This is a genomic window from Sphingomonas sp. SRS2 (genome assembly GCF_000971055.1).
In the GTDB taxonomy this organism is placed as follows: domain Bacteria; phylum Pseudomonadota; class Alphaproteobacteria; order Sphingomonadales; family Sphingomonadaceae; genus Rhizorhabdus.
On sequence record NZ_LARW01000124.1, the window covers coordinates 20,955 to 38,366 of the forward strand.

Sequence of the window (17,412 nt, forward strand, 5' to 3'; positions counted from 1 at the left end):
TTACTGCGAAATGAAATAGACAGCAATCATATATGATCAGTCAAACGACAATTGCCATCCCGTTATTAGGCAGCTCGTGGTTAGCGAGGCTCCTTGTCCCGCATAGGCAGGATGACGTCGCGTAATGCGCCGGGCGCTTCAGGGTCAATGGCGATCTCTCCGTCCGCGCCCTTCTCGAGGACCAGGCGAGGTTTTTTATCCGAATTGTCATAGACATAGGCCCGGTCTGCTGCCTCGAGAAACCAAGGCAGTTGCGCCAAGGACCGGTGAAAGCGGCTCACGATTTTTTCTTCGGGCACATCATGCCCGCCCTTGCGGACGCGTTGCCTCACACGCTCGATATTAAGGTCTGGCGTCGCGAGCATAACGAAGATCAAGCGAATTTCGAAGCCATAGCTTTTGGCCTCTTCGACGAGGTCGCGATATTTGTCCGTCGAGAGCACGGTCTCCACGCCGACCGTATGATGGGTGAGAAGCGACGCGCGCAACCAGCCCATTATCCTTTCGACCGCCCGGAGATTGGCATCCTGAAGTTGCAGGTTCTCCTGCTCGACGATGAATCGGGTCAAGAGGTCCGGATTGATGATCCACACCGCGCGGCCGAAATCCTCGATCAATGTACTGTCGTAAAAAGTGCTCTTACCGGACCCGTTTGGCCCTGCCACGATCCAGAGCCGCGGACGGCTAGGCTTTGTCATCATGAGGGGTATCGGCGTCACCGAGCTGTTTGTTCTGACGGATGGCGCGCTCTACTGCGAAGCCAAAGGCGTCCAGCAGATCGCCACCAAGCGACTTGCTATCAGCGTCAACCAACCGGGCTTTCACGCGCTTACCCTGGAGGGTCACGATCCGGCGAGACTCCAGGTCCGGCGCGCGTGCGGCGCGTGCCTTCTTGCCCAAGGATCGTTCGACAATACGTACCATGACCTCTTCCTCTAACGCCTATTGCCTGGGCGCCGAGACGCCTTTCCCGATCTAATCATCCGAACCCAATAATCCCAGCGCCCGCATTTGGAGCAGGAGCTTATCGAGCTCTTCTTCGCTCATCATAGCGATCTGATCGGGTTCTACCAATGCGCGAGCCTTGGGGCTTGCGACTAGAACGCGATCCACCATCTGACGCTTATTCAACTGCTGCCGCATCTGCGGACCACGTCGATCCGGTCGCCCCGCAACCCGAGCCGGCAGGGCTACGCGCTTGAGTTGTGTCCGCAACCGCGCGTCGACGAGCGATGCCATGCGCTGCGACAGTTCCGCGGCCCCAGGGCCAGCGAGAATATCCACATCCGCGCTTGCCAAGAGCTCATCCTCGAGCCGTGACAGCATCGCCCCGGCATCGTTCGCTTGGTCGATCATCCCTCAATTCCCTCTGGAAAATAGCGAGCAAGGCCGCGCCGCAATCGGCGCCGGCAGGTTTCATATTCGCGATGCGACAGCCCGAGGCTGTGCTGCATTTCTTCGGCGCTGAGGCCATCCGCCATCGCGCTGAGGATTCCTTGAACAGCCTCATCGCCTTCGAAGATCACCTGAACTTTCTCGAACAGGTTGCGGGCAAGCGCCTCTCGTTCGGGTCCCGGCGCGCTATCCGCCACCTGCAGAAGGGGATCCTCGTCCTTCTCCTCCTCCTGATGGGACCGAAGTGTCACGATCGCGGCCTGAGCATGCTTGCGCCACAGCTCGCTTGCAAGACTGCGGATCACCTCCCGCAGAAAAGCGACCAGCGGCATCTTGGCGGGCCAGCGGCGCGCGCCGCTCAGCAGTTTTTCGATCGCCTCGTCGACAAGATCTTCCCAGCTCGCCCCGGGCAAACCGTGGGCGCGAAGCTGCGCAATGCGGCCAAGGCGCGCGAGATCAGCGGCGGTCAGGCCCGCGAGAGCAAGCGCGGCTTCGGCAACCGACACATATCGTTCATCCTGATCATTCACCGCGATCATGCTCATATCCGTTCATGCTGACGAGGCGAATGCATCCGGACAGAGCTTGCAAAAATAATTTCTGATCTTGGCCGGTCCGGACCGGGGCGGCTGGGCAGCATTAGGAGGTACAGCTCATGAGGGAGTGTCGCCATGACCGACGGGAAAGACAAGCAGCCGAAGGAATATAAATTTCAGATCGACAAGGAGCATTACGAGACCGCCAATCCAACACCGACGGCACGCGAGTTGCTCACCATTGCCGGCAAGCTGCCTGTCGAGCGGTTTGCCCTTTATAGCAAGGGTAAGGGCCAACCGCGGCGCCTCGAGCTGGATGAACGTGTCGATCTGCGAGAACCTGGCAACGAAAAGTTCCTGACCCTGCCCCTCGACCAGACCGAGGGACTGGGCGCAGGCCGTCGCCAGTTCGCGCTCCCCGCCGAGGACGGTGAATGGCTGGATAGTCTTGGGCTTGTATATGAGCTCATCGCCGAAGGCGGGATCCCCCGCGTGGTAATCTATGGCTGGCCGATGCCTGCAGGCTACAATGTCGCCAAAGTCGATGTGAATGTCAGGATCGACCCTGGCTATCCAGACACTCAGATCGACATGGCTTATTTCAGCCCTGCCTTGGTGCGAACGGATGGGCGGGCAATCGCAGCTCTGTCCGACGATAGCTTCGACGGCAAGATCTGGCAGCGCTGGAGCCGTCACCGAACCCCGGCCAATCCGTGGCGGGCGGGACTAGACAATCTGGCCACACATTTCGCCTTGGTCGACGACTGGCTCGCCCGCGAGCTTCGCAAAGGATAAGACTCATGAAGCTCTTCTCGCTGACACTCACCAGCCAGCAGCATGCTGAACTCCAAGCACATCTTTTTCCGGGTGATGGCAAGGAAGCCGTAGCGCTACTGCTGTGCGGTCGCGCCGCCGGAACGGAGAAAACCCGTTTAGTGGTGCGCTCGATCCACCCCGTCGCGCATGATGTGTGCGAGAGAACACCGGAGAGCGTGACCTGGCCCACTGACATGCTGCCCGACCTTCTCGCCCAGGCAGCGCGATATGGCTGGTCGCTGTTCAAGATGCACGGGCATATTGCGTTCGATCGCTTTTCGGACATCGACAATATAGCAGATCGCGCCCTATTCCCGGGAATTCATGGATGGGTAGAAGGGCCGCACGGCAGCGCGGTTATGCTCGACTGCGGCCGCATTTTCGGCCGATGCGTTACCGACGTGGGCGGCTTTATTCCCCTACATCATGTCAATGTCGTGGGCGACGATCTAGCCTATTGGCAGACCGCCGATCAAAGTCTGCCGGTTCCCGAACATGCCCGGCGGGTCGCTCAGAGCTTCGGCGCTGGGACCTATGAGCAACTCCGTCGGCTCCGCATAGCCGTCGTGGGGTGCTCGGGCACTGGTAGCGTGGTGATCGATCAGCTTTCGCGCAACTGCGTGGGTGAACTCGTCTTGGTCGATCCCGATCGCATCGAGGACAAGAATCTCAACCGCATCGTCAACAGCCGGCGCGCGGATGCGGTCGGCGGCCGCTTCAAGGTCGACGTCCTCGCCGACGCAATCGAGGCCTTAGATTTCGGAACGCGCGTCGAGCGATATCCCGTCTCGCTATTCTCGCCGAAGGCCCTCGAAGCGGTCGCTAGCTGCGACATCGTCTTCGGCTGCATGGACAGCGTGGACGGGCGGCATCTCCTCAACCGGCTCGCCACATTCTACCAGCTCGCCTATTTCGATCTGGGTGTAAAACTGGAGGCGGACGGCAAGGGTAGCGTCGATCAGGTTTGCGGGACGGTGCATTATCTCAAGCCCGGCGGATCGAGCTTGCTCAGTCGAAACGTCTACACGCTCGAACAAGTACGGGCAGCGGGGCTTTATCGAGTGGATCCGGCGGCATATCGCGATCTGCGCGAGCGCGGCTATATCAAGGGAGTGCCGGAAGATCGACCGGCAGTGATCCAGCTAAACAGCCTAATTGCATCGCTTGCGGTCAACGAACTGCTGGCCCGGCTCCACCCTTACCGGCTCGATCCGAACGAAGAATTCGCCATTCACCGGGTAAGCCTCAGCCACGCCATCTACGAACATGTTGGCGACGGTGAGCCTTGTCCGCTTCTGGTGCGGCACATCGGCCGCGGCGATGTTACCCCGTTGCTCGACATGCCCGAGCTAAGCCTCAAGGAGGCCGCATGAACTGGTTGCGTCGATGGGTAAACTGGCTCCGAGCACTTCTAGGGCATAAACAATGGGTTGGACAGAATGCGGACGATGTTCCAGATCGCCCATCATCCCGGACCGTGTATCTGGTCGGGGACGAAAGCAGTCCGCCCTGGGCAGCCGCTCTTTTGTGCCCCTGCGGTTGCAAGGAACTCATCCAGCTGAGCCTTATATCAGGTGACAATCCGAGCTGGCGTGCAGACGTTGGCCGCAACGGCCTCGTGACCTTGCATCCGTCGGTTTGGCGGGTGCGAGGTTGTCATAGTCATTTCTTTGTTCGAGACGGACGTATTCTCTGGGCCAGAGACGGCCGGCCAAGCCATGGTCGTCCGGCGCTCGGTCGCCCTTCTACCCGCTACTGACCTGCGCGTTGCAAGGCCCTGAAACCGAAAGCGGCCGCTTAACTACGGTCGCTCCACATCAAGGCGGCGTTGCATGACCGGGAAGAGTCGGTGAGCGACACTTCTCTTCCACAGCACTCGCAATCTCGCTCAAGGTATCCCCAAAGCCGCCCCGACTGAATAATGTTCCCAAAGTCGCTCGTTCGGACCGGCGGCCGTTGGCTCGCCAAGCAATGTCCGCTTTCGGGCCGCAACCGGTGCCAATAAATCACTGCATCTAAGGCGGTAAGCCGCCGCTCGTTTCTTCGACAATGCACGGCAGCTGACAAGCTTGATCGAACCCTCAACCGATTCAGCCAATTCTGCCGCCATGCTCATAGAGATCTAGTACAGCGCCCGACAAGGATCGTTACGCAATCAACGCAAGCGCTTGCCGCGGCCGCCACCGGGACGATGCGGGCCATCATAAGGCTTGTCAGGCGGCTGATCGAACAGCGGCGGCAGCTGATAGTCTGCGGTTCGGACAAGCGCCTGCCACTCAGGCGACTTCGGATCTGCGAACGGGAAACGATCGAACGGCGTGCTGTCACGATCATCGACACCGAACCAGGATTCCCATTTTCCGGGAATGTAGCTGTGAAGATGGACCTCATCGCCGCGCATATTCACAACGAGACGAGGGCTGTTGAAGACCTGGACCTCGTAAATGGTGCTCTCGGGATCGCGTAGGTAGCGAACGCCAACCTGCCGCTCGGTGAGACGCCCGATCGTCACTCGGTGGTTGGGCGTGATAAAAGCGCGCCACTTGTCTTCGGTCTGGACGAGGCGAGACATCTGCTCATTGGTGGAAAGGCGACCCGGGATCGTCATCCCGTAGGCGCGATCGAGCTCAATGATCTTGGAGATAATAGTAGCGGCACGGTCCTTCTTCGACGGCAGATTCATAGCGGTAATTCCTTGGGGGAAGGATCAGGGCGATCCAAAGACAGGGGAGGGCCAGCACTGCGGAATAATCCGGCGAAACGACTGTACGTCGATGGTGCTGATTGGTCATAATGATATGGGTATTCGATCACAAAGTCAAGATAAACTTTATTAATACTATGATATTCGGCGCCGTGTTACCAATAGGACAAATCTTCCGGTCTGATATTGCCTCGTCGCGAGTAGTAATGGCCTAAACTTTACCTAGACACTGGCGGTCGCAACGCCTGACGCGGCCGGGACCAGATGCCTTAACTCGCGCTTTCCGGCGCCCCGCTTTTTCTTTCCCCTGGATTCTTACCTTCCGTTTTCTTTCAGAGACGTCTCCCAAAATCTTTCCGGCCCTCAAAAACCCGCCGTTTTCCGCGGCGCCCGGAAGTTGGAAATAAAATCCTTATTCTATGACAGGCCCCTCTGACGGCCGAAGGCCGGCAGCGCGCCGCGGCGAAGCCTCGGATCTACGGGCGCGCCTGCCGGAAGAGATGGACGTCCATGACCACTGGATCGTCAGCTGCTGATAGCATGAATCCAGCTGGGTGCGCCGATCAGTATTTCGCAATTTCCATAACAGGGTTCGTATCCGGCGATCGGACGTAATCTGCGATTTGTTAATCGAATGGTTTGTGATGAAGGCAGGATCGGGACTCAATCCGTCCACCATTCTACAGTTCATATTTTACGTATCTCAATCTCGAACGAAAAATATAGAAACGACCCGAGGAAAATGTAGTTAACCTTAACAGTATATATCCGCGTACGTGAAGGTCATATCTTCCACATTTCCTGATTTGGGACGACAGAAAGATATTTGTACTTATTTTCGTCTTGATCGAATCGGCCGGAGGCGGAATTTAGTTCGCACCAAGGAACGAAAGGAGGCTTTATGGCATCGCGGTTTTACCGTCCTTATCAGCGTTTAAGTTCTGAGGAGGCTCTCGGGAGGCAGGCGGCTAAGCTGCGAGCCCTGCGCGACCCCGCCGAGCCGGGCAGTCGCCGGTCGGCTGCCGACAGGCTCTGTATGCCCGAAAAGCAAAAAGGGCCGACCAAGCGGGCAAAGATCTTGTCGGAAACCGAGTTTACTCGCTTCCGTCAATTCGTCATGGACCAGCATTTCCATCCGCTGGCAGCGGACGTGGTGATACAGCTGTCCTTTCGTGCCGGTCTGCGCGCTTCGGAGATTGCCAAGTTCACCCTCGACTCAATTCTCACGCCGGCCGGCCGGGTCGACACGACCATGATCGTCTACGGTGCTACCACTAAGAACCGGAAATCTCGGTACATTCCCGTTCACGGAGAATTATCCCGCTCAGTCGCAAGCTTCATGAAAGCCTATCCGGGGGTGGACTTCGTTGCCTTCAGCCAGCAGCGCCAAGTTCGGCCGGTGACTCCGAACGCGCTCACGGTATGGTTCTGGCGGCAGTTCAAGAAATGCGGCTTCAAGGGTTGTTCAAGTCACTCTGGTCGACGCACTTTCATTACCCAGCTGGCGCACATCGTCGGACAGCACGGAAGCTCGTTGCGCGACGTGCAACTCGCTGCTGGGCATGCTCGCCTTGATACGACCGAAAAATATATCGAACCGTCCAAGAACTTTTTTAAGGCGATAGCGGCGCTCGGCATGGTGGATCCTCAGGATCCTGATGACGATTCCCCTGAAGGCTCTGATGGCTCGCTGACTTGAGGAGCTTTCACAGTCCGAAGTTGCGGCAGGTCGCCTGTACCCGCAGTTCGTGTGGAGAACGGGCGGCTCAGTTTCAGAGACTGACAATGTTCAGCATGTTTGAGATGGCGCGATCAGCGGTGGTCGATCAGGGGGCAGACCATGGTCCAATTGATCTGCCCCCTGACGACTAGCGTCGACTTACGGATCCAGTGAAGCTTTCCGCACTCGCGTCGAACGGTCGCGGTTGATGGGGTTGATGGGGTTGATGATTGGGGCTCGACGCGAACAATTTCCAGCCCGTCCGCGCCTTCAATCAGATAATCCTGCGGTTCCGTTCCCATCTCGCGGACGACAGTGTCGACAATGATGACCTCGCCTGCGGCACGCAAAAGGCCTGGCATATCGCGGGAGAGGTAGAATGCCTCGGATGTTCCGCGGGTGTCGATCATCGACAGCGGCACGAACATAACGTCCGGCACTGCCGCCGGATCACATATCTTCCGGAGGGGCAGCGGCACGGATGTCTGATGGACATCGATCAGGTTGTTGCCGAACGCCAGTTCCTCGGGCTGAACGCCGAAAATTTCTGCGGCGCGTTGAATTTGACCTATTGTTGGCTCGATCAATCCTGTCTCGATCTGCGCAAGGATGATGGGCGCGATACCGAGTTGCATCGCCGCGGCTTCCGGTGACAGGCCGCGTGCGCGACGGTGACACGCCAGTCGATGCCCGATCTTTACGGACAGTCGAAAACCGCCCGCCCTATCCTCGGAATGAAGCTCGCGGCGGAGCCGGATCGACCAGCGTTGAGGTCCGATCCTGATTTCAACCCTGCCAGACATCTCGCCATCGCCCCGTAGCCAGGATGGAGTAAAATCCTAAGCATAAATCTCTTCATATCAATAAAAAACATATCTCGATAGATCTATCCGAGATGGTTCGCATAGAACTAAACCATTAAATATAGCAAGGACAAATCTTCCGATTTTACATGATTAGTGTCATGCTTCATTTTTCAAGATAGAATCAAAGTTATGATGCCCCTGTGTTAAGGTTAAAGAAAACATGTTGGGAATATTGATGGCGTTAACTATCTTTTCATCTAGTAATGATTGCCGATGTGGGCTTAGTCTCCGTTGCATCAACAGCAGAAGGAGAAGCAATGACATCGCATCCCATACCGACAGGACCGCTGACCACAGCAAGCGAAGGTGAACCTGAAAACCCTCGGCTTTCTGCGCGTGACCAACTCATTATTGCGCTGGAAATCCATGCGCGCCGTGGAGGGGCGCCCCTCACGAGATTGACTCAGGCCGATATTCGCGCCGCCGTGGCGTCGGTCGGTGTCGGCACTATTTATGGTCGGGGTCCGCACTTGTGTTGTGGCCCGGCGATCCGGCTGTCGGATGCACGGACGTCCATGAGACTGCCAACGACGGCCAAGGCCTCCATTCGTCAGAAGCGCCCCATGACCACGGCTAAGGGACGTGGCCGATCTTTTCGGGATCGTCGACCGCGTCCGCAGGTCGGTCCGCTCCGCTCTCGATAATGATCGCCGGCCGCAGGCGCACAGCATGCTGTCGCGGCCCCGCGGTTAGCATTTTCTCATCGTCCCAAAGAAAGGAGGCGCTTTTGCCTAATCTTCTCGAACAATTTGTCGCTACGACTTCGGCGTCGATCATCGAGCGCATGGATCTGCGAGCTCGAAAGGAGCGGCGGGCCAAGCTTGATGCCGATTATCAGTCAGGCGCGATCGGCGACTGGTTCGTGCGCACATTGGATGGAAAACGGCCATGGTCGCACCAGAGCGCCGCGCTTACAGAGGTGGCGCGCGGGCGTAATATCGTGGTCGCCACCGGCACGGCCTCGGGCAAATCGCTGATCTTCCAAGCTGCAGCCATCCGGGAGATGCTCGAAGGCAAAGGCCGGGTTCTCGTTCTCTATCCGCAGAAGGCCCTCGGAGGGGATCAGCATGCGCGCTGGCGGCGCGATGTGAAACGGGCGGGTCTGCCTCCCTCCATCATCGGCGAGCTCCATGGCGACATCGGCATGGACGAGCGGCTCGACGTACTCGACCGCGCCCGGATCATCCTGGCGACGCCGGATGTCATGCATGCCTGGGCAATGCGTCAGATTGGAACGCCTCGTTTTGGCCGTTTCCTGTCCGAACTGCGTCTGCTCGTGCTCGATGAGGCCCATGTCTATGATAAGGTCTTTGGTACGAATCTGGCCTATTTCCTGCGTCGATTACGTGTCGCGCAGGCACGGCTGAGCGGGCAAGACGGCGCTGTTGGATCGCTCCAGGTCATCGCCACCACGGCGACGATTGCAGATCCGGCCGCCCATCTCGAAGCGCTTACCGGTCTGCCGTTCCTGGCGATCGGTGATGCCGAGGATGGATCGCCGCGCCACGGCCGCACGCTGCTCCATATCGATGGCCCCGATCATGGAGCGGCCGGTGAAGCCGCGATGGCCGACATGCTGTCGAAGATCGCCACCACGATCGCTCCCCACGCATTCATCGCGTTTCATGACTCGCGCCAAGGGGTGGAGCGCATCGCTTGGCAGCTTCGGAAGCTCGACGTTTTATCCTATCGAAGTGGTTATGAGGCGGAAGATCGAGCTGCAATTGAAGAAGCTCTTCGCGCGGGACGGTTGCGCGGCGTGGTGGCAACCTCCGCTCTCGAACTCGGCATAGACATTCCGCAATTTGTAATTGGCCTCAACCTCGGAATCCCGGCGTCGAAAAAGGCGTTTCGCCAGCGGGTCGGGCGTGTCGGGCGCGCCATGCCTGGGCTGTTCGCGGTGGTCGCGCCGCCCCATGCCTTTCGGCAGTTCGGATCGTCGCTCCATGAATATTATCAGGGCTCGGTCGAGCCGTCACACCTTTATCTCGACAACCGCTTCATCCAATTCGCTCAGGCGCGTTGCCTGGTGGCGGAATGCGATGCTCTCGACAAGATCGAGCGGACTGACTGGCCCGAGAGCTTCGCTGCGATCGTAGACATGGCTTCTCCGGGTGGACGCCGCCCACGAGAGTTCGACGGTATTGCTGCAATCGGCGGCGATCGCCCGCATCTCAACTATCCTCTGCGAGCGATTGCGGAAGCCGAGTACAGCCTGCAGCTAAAATCCGGCTCTTCGAAGCGCGTCGGGACGATCCGCCAAGCGCAAGCCATTCGCGAAGCTTATCCGGGCGCGACCTATCTCCATTTGGGTCGGCCGATGCGCGTCACTGGCTGGCGCAACAGCAGCTACGGGCGGGCAATCATGCTCGAACCGGTGCGTCAGGCGCAGCAGACATCCGCACTCATCTCTAAAACGGTCAATGCGTCAATCGCCGCGCCCGAGCTCATCGAGGGGCGCTTACTGAAGGGCGAGGTGGGGCTAGTTGCCGAGACGGAATTGCAGGTCAGTGAGGCCGTAGAGGGATTTCGCGCAGGTTCAATGGCGATGCTGTATCGCGACCTCAAGCAGACTAATCCGAATATGACCCGTCAGCAGCGAGAAATCTCGACGACCGGCGTCGTCATCAAGATAGAGCAACCCTGGTTTGCGGGTACCGGCGACCGGCAACTCAAGACCCGGCAGGCGGTAGCGCGTGCTCTCGTCAATCTACTGGCTCGCGAACACAGTATTGCCGGGTCGGACATAGATTTTGCCGATAGCAATATCGCTTTTCATAGCGAAAGCGGTCCGCGAAAGTCGAACGACTGTATCGCCATCTATGACGGCATTCACGGCGGCCTTCGCCTCACCGAGCCTCTTTTTACCCATTTTGGTGATTTTCTTCGGCGCCTGGTGATCGCAGCCCATGCCGCTGGATCGGAGGCGCTCGTCTCGCTGGAGACTGCGACGGCTCTTGTCGAATGGTATGAAGGGCTTGGGACTGGTTCCAGCGATGACAGCGCAATTGTCGACTGCCCGGACGGGGAATTTATTGTCTATGCGCCAGGTAGCGAACTGGGCGTGCGTGTCCGTGGCGAGCTGGTCGAGCGAACCTTGCTCGAGCCCCAGTTGATGAACCTGCAAGGCGACGACCTGCTGGTCTATCGTTATGAATCCAAGCCTGGTGTCAGCGCGTGGGTCTCGCATGATCAACTCGAGACCGTCGGTCAAAATTGGCGACGCGTTTTATGGTCGCCGGCTGATAATGTGATCCGGGAGCTCGCCGCATGAGCTGGGCACCGATCGACCCGCGCTCGCTCAAAGTGCCGCGCAAAGGAGTCCGGGGCATTGGGGGAGTGGGCTTCGCCACCTTGCCAGATGGCCCGGTCACGCCACGTCCGCGCCCTAAAGCAAAAGAGATCGAACCTAAGCGCTATGCGGTCAAGACTGAGATCGTGACGGCAGTAGCTGCCATTCAGGAGAGTGGCCTGCCGATCGTGACGATCGATCTGCACCCGGACGGCACGATCCGATTGAGCAGCGTGTTGGGCACCGATCCCGCCAAAGAGTCCGAGTTTGACCGCTGGGACAAAGCTGGTCGGCTTTGATCGAAGGCGTTCATATCGTTCGGCGCGCTCGCCCAGGACGCCCGGTGCGCTGGTATATCTATGCCTGGCGCGGTGGACCTTGTGTCCTCAAATCCGTTGGTCCGACAGCCCCTCGACTTGGCATTGCGGTGCTGAAGGCGATCACGGACGCGCGCGACGCGGAAAGAGCGCCAGACACCACGATTTTGATGTCGCTGATCCGGGAATGGAGATCGCGAGATCCCGATCGTCGCTCCAGTCCAGAGTGGTCGGCGCTCTCGGCTTCCACCCAGAAGACCTGGGGATCCGCGCTGGATCGGATTGAGGAGAAATGGGGCAAGACGCCGCTCGCCGTGTGGAACGACCCGCGAATGGTCGCCAAGGTCGTTGCTTGGCGCGACTCCCGTGCTGAAACGCCGCGCGCGGCTGACATTGGTGTGACCGTCTTGCGCTCGCTGCTCGAGTTTGGACGGTTGCGGGGGCGAGTCATTTTCAATGCGGCAGCGAAGATTCCTCAGCTCTACCGCAATGGACAGCGTGCGGAGATCATCTGGACCGATGACGACATCGCCCGCTTCACCGCTAAGGCCGCCGAGCTGGGATCGACCCATATTGTCGATGGACTGCGGCTTGCCGCGCTGACGGGCCTGCGCCGGGCCGATTTGGCAACGCTGACCTGGGCCCAGGTGGGTGAGCACGCCATCGTCAAGAAGGCGCTCAAGAAAAGTGCCGGCAAACGGCGACATATGGCGATGCCCAGAATACCCGCGCTCGATGCCCTACTTGAGGAGCTGCGGGGGCGCCATCGGAAGGAAGGCGTGGAGACCGTCCTCGTCAACAGCCGCGGCGAAGCATGGAGCGCCGATGGATTTGGAGGGAGCTTCAACCGGGTTCGAGATGCGGCCGACATCGCGCATGTCGACGAGGAATCGGGAGACAAGATCTTTAAGCACCTCCACGACGTCCGCGGGACATTCTGTACCCGCTTGCTGACCGAGACCGATCTCACCGATCGAGAGGTCGCCGACATCATGGGGTGGTCGCCCGAGCGCGTGGCGGGCATCCGTCGGGTCTATGTCGATCAATCCACGCTTCTCATGGCGATCGGAAAGCGGCTGACCTCGTTGAAATGAGACGTGTGAGCCGTTTTGGGGAGGCGGTCATTGACTGTCTTCCAACCGCTCCTTATCTTGATTTTTCTAGGAAAATGTGCTACGTGCGTCCACTGCCGCCTCAGGCAGGGGCGAACCGCTAACGCGGTCTCGCTTCTACGAAGTCGCCCCTGCCTGAGGCGGCAGTGGAGCGCCTCCGGATAAAATATAGTCCGTGCGCGTTTATTGACTGGCAATAGTTGCAGCCGTAGGTGAGCCTTGGAGTGTGAGGCATGATGCAGTCGGGTCGATATGATGCAGTGGAGCGTCAGCGCGAAAAACAGCGCTCGCGCGACCAGGACGATTCTGACCTGCGGAACGGTGTTGCATCCCTGAGCGACTTGGCTCAGCGCAATGGTTTCTTTTCGGGTCTCGCCGTTTCGCGCGGTCGGATTGCCCGCCGCGGTTCCGTTAGCCTCTGACCTCGGTTCCCGTACCGCCCCGCGCGGTTCTCGACATCTCGAAGATCCTTGAGCATGACCAACGTGCCTTCGTGGTCGGCGGCCAAGCGCTGAACCTTTGGGCCGAATATTACTCGGACCGCGCTGCCGAACTCCTGGAATTCCGGCCCTACACCTCGAAAGACATCGACTATTATGGTCAGCGCGACGTCGCCAAGAAACTGGCAGACGGCCTGGGAGGAACGGTCGAGGTCCCAGATGCGAACGACACGACGTTTCAAACCGCCATCGTTCACGCGACCATCGGCGGCCTTGCCATCGACATCGACTTTCTTTCGCACGTCAAAGGCGTCCAACGCGGCCTGGAACAGGGCGTCGCCGATCTGATCCTCCCCTATGAGCATGAGGGCATCGCCGGCGAAATCGCCATACGCCTCATGCATCCGCTTCATTGTCTGCAAAGTCGCGTGGCCAATGTGATGGATCTCGGGCGGTCCGATGGCACGTCTAAGCGTCAGTTGGCCGCGGCACCGATCGTGCTTCGGGAGTACATTAACGAGGCCTTGGCAGGGGAAGATCAGCGAGAAGCCATCGAGATTCTTCAGGCGTTGTTCCGCTATCTTCGTTCGGACATCACCGGCCGGAAAGCCCATCGGGCTCTGGCCAATGACCCAATCGACCTTTTCAGGCATTTTGCCGCCGACGAGCGGCTTGATAGTCGGTGGCGCGAAATCAGTCTTTCTAACATGATCACTCAGCTTGAAGCGAAGCGCACCATTCTGGGCCGAGTGAAAACAGCCCTCCGCTTTCCTGATCCACCGATGCCGAAATAGCTCGGCACTTCCTGACTAGTCGCTGCTCTTCAACCTTTGGCGCTTGAGCGTCTCGATGACTCCCATAGCCCGCGCCAGCGCCACCTCAACGGCGTGGATATCGGCGGCGACAAGGAACTCGGTGTGCCCCGTCAATTCGAGCAGCATCGCCATCACATGATCGGAACCCCGAGCTAGCCCGATCAGGTGAGCGCCGCTCGGTGCACCGTCACCGTGCATCCAATTGCGAGCGCTACGGTCGCACGCACCGGTCCATCGCATGATGGTTTTCGTCGCCCTTGCGCTTGCGCCTAATTCTTCTCTCAGCGCCACGCCGAGCAATCGTCCAAGTTCGGCGTCCGACAGGTGCTCACCCGCCTTCGGAACTCTGTTGCCGCTATTTGGAAACATCTTTCCGCCCCTTCCGGTCTAAGGTTCTCGCGAGCTTCGGGGCCTCACGTGCGGGTGCTAACGTCATGGTGATTGATTGGACTGACCACGACTTGAATCGCGCAGGCGGAGAGCTGCAGAAGATGCGAGCGGCCGAATATGTCCGCATGTCGACCGAGCACCAGCAATATTCGACCGATAATCAGTCAGTTACGATAAGACGATATGCGGAGAGCCGGGGCTACGAAATTGTCCGAACTTATGCCGATGAGGGCAAGAGCGGCCTGAACCTTGAAGGACGAGAATCACTTCGACAGTTGATCGACGACATCGAGAAGGGCCGAGCGGATTTCAAAGCGGTTCTTGTCTACGACGTCAGCCGCTGGGGGCGATTTCAGGACCCGGATGAGGCCGCTACCTATGAACTACGCTGCCGGCGCGCTGGTGTCGCAGTGCATTACTGTGCCGAGCAGTTCGAGAATGACGGCAGTATCGGTTCCTCGATCATCAAGACCGTGAAGCGGGCGATGGCCGGCGAATATAGCCGGGAGCTATCGGTCAAGGTATTTGCGGGCCAGGCCAATTTGATCCGGCATGGCTATCGCCAGGGTGGTGCCGCGGGTTTCGGATTGCGCCGCGTCCTTATCGACCAGAATGGCGAACGGAAAGCAGAGCTCTCCGCCGGTGAGCATAAAAGCATCGCCACCGATAGGGTTATCCTGATCCCCGGACCGGAAGATGAAATCCTGGTCGTCAGGGACGTCTATCAAAAGTTTGTCGAAGAGGGGCTCGTCGAGCGGGAGATCGCGGCGTCGCTCAACGAGCGCGGTATCAAGTCTGACCTCGGCCGCGCATGGACGCGCGGCTCAATTCACCAACTGCTGATCAACGAAAAATATATCGGCAACAACGTCTGGGGCCGAACCTCATTCAAACTCAAATATGAGCATGTCCGCAACTCCGCAGACGACTGGATCCGAGCTGACGGTGTTTTTGAAGCGATCGTCGATCGCGACATGTTCGACCGTGCTCAGGCGATCATTTTCGCGCGATCTGAAAGGCTCAGTGACGACGCGATGATCGAAAAGCTCCGGCTGATGTTCGAGCGGGCCGGCAAGCTATCGGGAATTATCATTGATGAGTTTGAGGGCCCCTCGAGCAGCGCATACCGGACCCGATTTGGTAGCCTTCTGAGAGCCTATGCGCTGGTCGGCTTCATTCCCGACCATGATTACCGCTATTTGGAGATCAACCGTAGCTTACGGCGCATGCACCCCACGTTGATCTCGCAAGTCGTCGAAGGCCTGCAGGCCGCCGGCGGCCAAGTCACCCAAGATCCGACGACCGATCTCCTCACGATCAACGGCGAGTTCACGGCCTCAATCGTGATCGTGCGCTGCGCACCGACCTTGGCAGGTTCGCTGCGCTGGCGGCTGAGGCTCGATACTCCATTAAATCCCGATATTACGGTCGCGGTACGCATGGACTCCGATAATATCGCGACCCGAGACTATTATCTGCTGCCCAGGCTGGACATGCACGATGCCATTTTGCGCCTGTGCGAACATAATGGCTTATCCCTGGATGCCTATCGGTTCGACAGGCTCGCAGCCTTCTATCAGCTAGCGGCCCGCGCCGAATTTCGGAGGGCCGCATGAACGCTCGGCCCGCACAGCGCGTCGAATGGATCCCGCTCGACCGCATCACCGTCGTCAATCCACGCTTCCGCAACAAAAAGGTCTTCAAGGAGATCGTGGACAATATAGCGCAGATTGGACTTAAACGTCCGGTCACAGTCGCTCGACGCATGGAGGCCGACGGTCCCTTTTATGACCTCGTCTGTGGCCAGGGTCGGCTAGAAGCCTATAAGGCGCTCGGCCAGCAAGAGGTGCCAGCGCTCGTTGTATCGGCCGAGCCTGAAGATTGCCTCATCGCAAGCCTCGTTGAAAATTGCGCTCGTCGCCAGCACCGCGCGATCGACCTTCTTCAAGATATTGGAGGCATGCGGCAACGAGGCCACAGCTTGTCGGATATTGGCCGAAAGACAGGGCTTTCTCCGGAATATGTTCACGGTGTCGCGAGGCTTCTCGAACGGGGAGAGGAGCGGCTGCTTCGTTCCGTAGAGTCTCGAATGATCCCGCTATATATCGCCGTTCAGATTGCCGATGCCGATGACGAGGGTGTGCAACGCGCGCTTCAGGAAGCGTATGAAAAGGGCGCCCTCAGGGGCAAAAAGCTGCTAGCTGCCAAGAAGCTTGTCGAACGACGTCGGCGCCACGGCAAGAACCTGGATTCTCGTCCGCGGTCAAACGAGCATCTGTCGTCGGAACAACTGGTCAAAGCCTATCAGGAAGATGCCGACCGAAAGCGCGAGATGATCAGGCGAGCAAACGCGACGAGGGACAGGCTTATGCTGGTTGCTGAGGCGCTTCGTAGGCTGAAAAGTGATGAACAATTTGTCGCCTTGCTCGAAGACGAAGGGCTAGAAACCCTACCTGAGAACCTGGCCTTCAGGCTTACGCCGCTACAGGAGGTTTCGCTGTGAACATGCGCAAGGCGCGGCTCTCCGTGAAACTCGGCTTTGAGGAAACCAGCCTGCGGATACCTATCCCGCAGATCATGCCACTACACGAGGTATCCGAGCGCATCCGCAAATCAGTGAAGTTTGCTCAAATCGCTGCCTCGATCGCTGAGGTCGGGATCATCGAGCCCCCGGTTGTAGCGCGCGATGCGGAGGATCGCGACCGATACCATCTCCTCGATGGCCATCTCCGGATCGCTATTCTGCTCGATAGGGGCGACACCGAAGTGGTGTGCCTTGTGGCGACCGATGACGAAGCCTTCACCTATAACCGCAGAATAAACCGTATCGCGATTATCCAGGAGCATAGGATGATCCTGAACGCGGTGAAGAAGGGCGTCTCTGTCAATCGGCGTGCAAACGGGACCCCCGATAGGCGTCTAAAAGGGACCCCCTTGCGGGATCGGGTAACGTTGTTGTGAGGCGCCAGCTTGCGCTGAGCGCGGCGTAGGGAGGGCGTAGCCCGACCG

Annotated in this window: 18 protein-coding genes; 11 read left to right on the plus strand and 7 right to left on the minus strand. The window is 58.6% G+C overall.

What is annotated here, in order from left to right; all coding sequences use genetic code 11:
• Positions 1-80: 80 nt before the first annotated feature.
• Genes WP12_RS19850 through WP12_RS19865 form a run of 4 tightly spaced genes read right to left on the minus strand, consistent with a single transcriptional unit; the run spans position 81 to position 1,934 of the window.
• Positions 81-701 carry an AAA family ATPase gene (locus WP12_RS19850; RefSeq protein ID WP_046195424.1) on the minus strand — a complete coding sequence of 207 codons (621 nt, stop codon included), beginning with the start codon at positions 699-701 and terminating at the stop codon, positions 81-83.
• On the minus strand, positions 685-924 hold the full coding sequence (locus WP12_RS25045) for a hypothetical protein (RefSeq protein ID WP_152664091.1): 240 nt from the start codon (positions 922-924) through the stop codon (positions 685-687). Before WP12_RS25045 ends, WP12_RS19850 begins: the two co-directional genes overlap by 17 nt.
• A 51-nt stretch (positions 925-975) precedes the next feature.
• The gene (locus WP12_RS19860; protein WP_046195426.1) at positions 976-1,356 is read right to left on the minus strand and encodes a hypothetical protein; all 381 of its coding nucleotides are present in this window, start codon (positions 1,354-1,356) and stop codon (positions 976-978) included.
• On the minus strand, positions 1,353-1,934 hold the full coding sequence (locus WP12_RS19865) for a sigma-70 family RNA polymerase sigma factor (protein WP_152664092.1): 582 nt from the start codon (positions 1,932-1,934) through the stop codon (positions 1,353-1,355). Before WP12_RS19865 ends, WP12_RS19860 begins: the two co-directional genes overlap by 4 nt.
• Before the next feature lie 132 nt (positions 1,935-2,066).
• On the opposite strand from WP12_RS19865, the gene WP12_RS24365 reads away from it, so the two are divergent.
• From WP12_RS24365 to WP12_RS26505, 3 genes are read left to right on the plus strand one after another with little or no spacing between them, the layout of a single operon-like run.
• Positions 2,067-2,726, plus strand: a complete 660-nt coding sequence (locus WP12_RS24365) for a multiubiquitin domain-containing protein (RefSeq protein WP_046195428.1) — start codon at positions 2,067-2,069, stop codon at positions 2,724-2,726.
• A 5-nt stretch (positions 2,727-2,731) separates the two neighbouring features.
• A complete protein-coding gene (locus tag WP12_RS19875) occupies positions 2,732-4,120 on the plus strand; it encodes a HesA/MoeB/ThiF family protein (protein WP_046195429.1) in 1,389 nt (462 codons plus the stop codon).
• Positions 4,117-4,506, plus strand: coding sequence for a DUF6527 family protein (locus tag WP12_RS26505; RefSeq protein WP_443027891.1), 390 nt, complete (start codon positions 4,117-4,119; stop codon positions 4,504-4,506). Before WP12_RS19875 ends, WP12_RS26505 begins: the two co-directional genes overlap by 4 nt.
• A 396-nt stretch (positions 4,507-4,902) precedes the next feature.
• Here the strand turns inward: WP12_RS26505 and WP12_RS19880 are convergent, their stop codons facing one another.
• On the minus strand, positions 4,903-5,430 hold the full coding sequence (locus tag WP12_RS19880) for a hypothetical protein (RefSeq protein WP_046195430.1): 528 nt from the start codon (positions 5,428-5,430) through the stop codon (positions 4,903-4,905).
• Positions 5,431-6,352: 922 nt separating this feature from the next.
• Here WP12_RS19880 and WP12_RS23610 point away from each other — a divergent pair.
• A complete protein-coding gene (locus tag WP12_RS23610) occupies positions 6,353-7,150 on the plus strand; it encodes a site-specific integrase (RefSeq protein WP_052730515.1) in 798 nt (265 codons plus the stop codon).
• Positions 7,151-7,263: 113 nt separating this feature from the next.
• Here WP12_RS23610 and WP12_RS24370 read toward each other — a convergent pair whose 3' ends face one another.
• Entirely contained in the window at positions 7,264-7,974 is a 711-nt protein-coding gene (locus WP12_RS24370) for a helix-turn-helix domain-containing protein (protein WP_084691257.1), read from the minus strand.
• Positions 7,975-8,680: 706 nt separating this feature from the next.
• On the opposite strand from WP12_RS24370, the gene WP12_RS19895 reads away from it, so the two are divergent.
• From WP12_RS19895 to WP12_RS19910, 4 genes are all read left to right on the plus strand, one after another.
• A complete protein-coding gene (locus WP12_RS19895) occupies positions 8,681-11,311 on the plus strand; it encodes a DEAD/DEAH box helicase (protein ID WP_084691258.1) in 2,631 nt (876 codons plus the stop codon).
• Complete coding sequence (locus WP12_RS19900; protein WP_046195433.1) at positions 11,308-11,628, plus strand: hypothetical protein; 321 nt, start codon at positions 11,308-11,310, stop codon at positions 11,626-11,628. Before WP12_RS19895 ends, WP12_RS19900 begins: the two co-directional genes overlap by 4 nt.
• A 128-nt stretch (positions 11,629-11,756) precedes the next feature.
• A complete protein-coding gene (locus WP12_RS19905; RefSeq protein WP_046195434.1) occupies positions 11,757-12,740 on the plus strand; it encodes a tyrosine-type recombinase/integrase in 984 nt (327 codons plus the stop codon).
• 511 nt (positions 12,741-13,251) lie between these two features.
• Positions 13,252-13,992, plus strand: coding sequence for a hypothetical protein (locus WP12_RS19910; RefSeq protein WP_046195435.1), 741 nt, complete (start codon positions 13,252-13,254; stop codon positions 13,990-13,992).
• A 15-nt stretch (positions 13,993-14,007) separates the two neighbouring features.
• Here the strand turns inward: WP12_RS19910 and WP12_RS25050 are convergent, their stop codons facing one another.
• On the minus strand, positions 14,008-14,253 hold the full coding sequence (locus WP12_RS25050; protein WP_160299257.1) for a hypothetical protein: 246 nt from the start codon (positions 14,251-14,253) through the stop codon (positions 14,008-14,010).
• Between the two features lie 194 nt (positions 14,254-14,447).
• Between WP12_RS25050 and WP12_RS19915 the strand changes: the two genes are divergently transcribed.
• From WP12_RS19915 to WP12_RS19925, 3 genes are read left to right on the plus strand one after another with little or no spacing between them, the layout of a single operon-like run.
• Complete coding sequence (locus tag WP12_RS19915; protein ID WP_046195436.1) at positions 14,448-16,019, plus strand: recombinase family protein; 1,572 nt, start codon at positions 14,448-14,450, stop codon at positions 16,017-16,019.
• Entirely contained in the window at positions 16,016-16,906 is an 891-nt protein-coding gene (locus tag WP12_RS19920) for a plasmid partitioning protein RepB C-terminal domain-containing protein (RefSeq protein WP_046195437.1), read from the plus strand. The genes WP12_RS19915 and WP12_RS19920 overlap by 4 nt, the downstream gene beginning before the upstream one ends.
• Positions 16,903-17,364, plus strand: a complete 462-nt coding sequence (locus WP12_RS19925; RefSeq protein WP_443027892.1) for a hypothetical protein — start codon at positions 16,903-16,905, stop codon at positions 17,362-17,364. The genes WP12_RS19920 and WP12_RS19925 overlap by 4 nt, the downstream gene beginning before the upstream one ends.
• Positions 17,365-17,412: the final 48 nt, after the last annotated feature.